The 1,831-nt window shown below is 70.9% G+C and carries 4 protein-coding genes; all 4 read right to left on the reverse strand.

Going from position 1 to position 1,831, the window contains the following annotated elements; translation table 11 throughout:
• Positions 1–165: 165 nt before the first annotated feature.
• The gene (locus WBA11_RS07500; RefSeq protein WP_424520077.1) at positions 166–348 is read right to left on the reverse strand and encodes a hypothetical protein; all 183 of its coding nucleotides are present in this window, start codon (positions 346–348) and stop codon (positions 166–168) included.
• Complete coding sequence (locus tag WBA11_RS07505; RefSeq protein WP_424520078.1) at positions 341–535, reverse strand: hypothetical protein; 195 nt, start codon at positions 533–535, stop codon at positions 341–343. Before WBA11_RS07505 ends, WBA11_RS07500 begins: the two co-directional genes overlap by 8 nt.
• On the reverse strand, positions 532–1,437 hold the full coding sequence (locus WBA11_RS07510; RefSeq protein ID WP_424520079.1) for a universal stress protein: 906 nt from the start codon (positions 1,435–1,437) through the stop codon (positions 532–534). The genes WBA11_RS07505 and WBA11_RS07510 overlap by 4 nt, the downstream gene beginning before the upstream one ends.
• Before the next feature lie 4 nt (positions 1,438–1,441).
• Positions 1,442–1,831, reverse strand: a 390-nt coding sequence (locus WBA11_RS07515; RefSeq protein ID WP_424520080.1) for a FixG Ig-like domain-containing protein, incomplete at its 5' end; no start/stop codon positions are given.

A 1,831-nucleotide genomic window follows, 5' to 3' on the forward strand; every position in this document is an offset into this window, starting at 1 on the left:
CGTCGCGCACGATGGCGCAGCCCGAACAGCAGCACGCCTCCCCTCCCGCCGTCAACATAGGCCGTCGGCCCACCGGCAGCGCGCAGTGGACGCACGGCGTCTCGGGCGAGACGTCCTCGAGGGCCGCCAGGGCGGCGGGACCCACAGCGTCGGGGGCGAGCGTCGTCACGGGCCCTGCTCGGGCTGGACCTCCTCGATGTGACGCGCACCGCCGTCCGACTGCGCCACGATGAACGTCGTGACCGCCATCGTGATGCTGATCGCGAGCAGGAAGACGATGAACGCCGGCCACGCGACGTTGCTGGGGATCAGCGGCGGCCGGCGGTCGGGGCGGTCAGAGTCAGGCATCGACGTGGGAGATGAGAGAGGGGTCGACGGGCTCCGGCTCGACGGCCGGGCCGGTCTCGGCCGACCGCAAGACGCGGCCCACCATCCAGAGCGCCGCGATCACGATCAGCACGGCGAGACACCCGATCGCCAGGTTCCGAGGTCTCGCTGCACCCTGGGTGCGGACGTGCTGGGGCGAGGTCGTCATTCGACCTCGAGGGCGCGGACCACGAAGACGGGGCACGGCGCCTGGCGGAGCGTGCGCTCGGTGACGCTCCCGAGCAAGACGCGGTCGAGCCCGGTGTTGCCGTGCGTCGCCATCACGATCAGGCCCGCCGCCGCCTCTTGCGCGTCCGCGACGATTTCGGCGTGGTGCGCCCCCACCCGCGTCTCCGTACCCGCGTCGACCTCGAGGCCGTCGGCGACAGTTCGAAGATGCGTGTCGCTCGCCTCGACGAGCGTAGGCACGTCGTACAGGTTCGGGCCGATCACGTCACCGTAGAACGTCGGGAGCGGAAGCGACGGCCCGATCACGTGGAGCAGCCGGAGCGGCGCGCCGTACAAGCCCGCCAGATGCACGGCCCGGTCTACCGCCGCGTCCATGTGGGTCGAGAAGTCGACCGGGACCAAGATGGGCGCCTCGGCATGTGGGGCCGTCCGAGTCGCACTGTTGGGGACGACCAGCACCTCGCACGACGCCTGCCGAACCACCTCCTCGGCCACGCTCCCGGACAAGAGCCTCCCGAGCCCACGCCGTCCGTGCGTGCCCACGACGACGAGCCGCGCGCCGACCTCTTCGGCCTGACGCACGATGGCATCACCCGCGTACTCCGAATGCCGAATGACTCCTTCTGGGTCGACGACGTCGACGGCTTCCGCGCTTCCCAAGGCCGCCTCGGCAAACGCCCGCATCCGCTCACGAAGCATCCCGTCCGGCCCCTCGAGGTCGAACGACGACGGCGACGCGAAGAACAGAGGGTCAGCGTGAAGCAGCAGCAGCGACGTGTGGAACCGCTCGGCCAGGTCCGCCGCCAGGACCAGCGCGGCCTCGGAGCCGTCCGAGAAATCGAGGGCGCAGAGGACGGGACCGGCGGGGTCAGTCGTAGACATGGCGCTAGCGGTTCGGGCCGAGAAGGGTGAAGGGGGCGTCCTCGAGGGTTCCGTCCTCGAACGTCAGGCGGACGACGGCGGGGACCTGTGCGGCCCCTCCGAAGGCCGCGCGCGGGACGGTGATCGCGCCCTCGATGCGGACCTGCCCGCGCGACGCGACCGCGACAGGAGGCGTCGCGCCGATGCGCAATGTCCCGCCCTCGGGCAGCACCAGTTCGGCTCGGAACGAGGCGTCGGTCGCGGTCTGATTGCGCACGCGCAGGCGCAAGCGGTTCGCCACCTGTCCGTCTGCCGTCTCGATAAACGGCTGCCCGACGGCCCGCACCAGGTCAACGTCGTAGGCGTGGCGCGTCGTGAGCGCGATCGTAAACACGGCGGTCACAGCCACCAAGAG

It is taken from the genome of Rubrivirga sp., assembly GCF_049648075.1.
Classification (GTDB): Bacteria; Bacteroidota; Rhodothermia; order Rhodothermales; family Rubricoccaceae; genus Rubrivirga.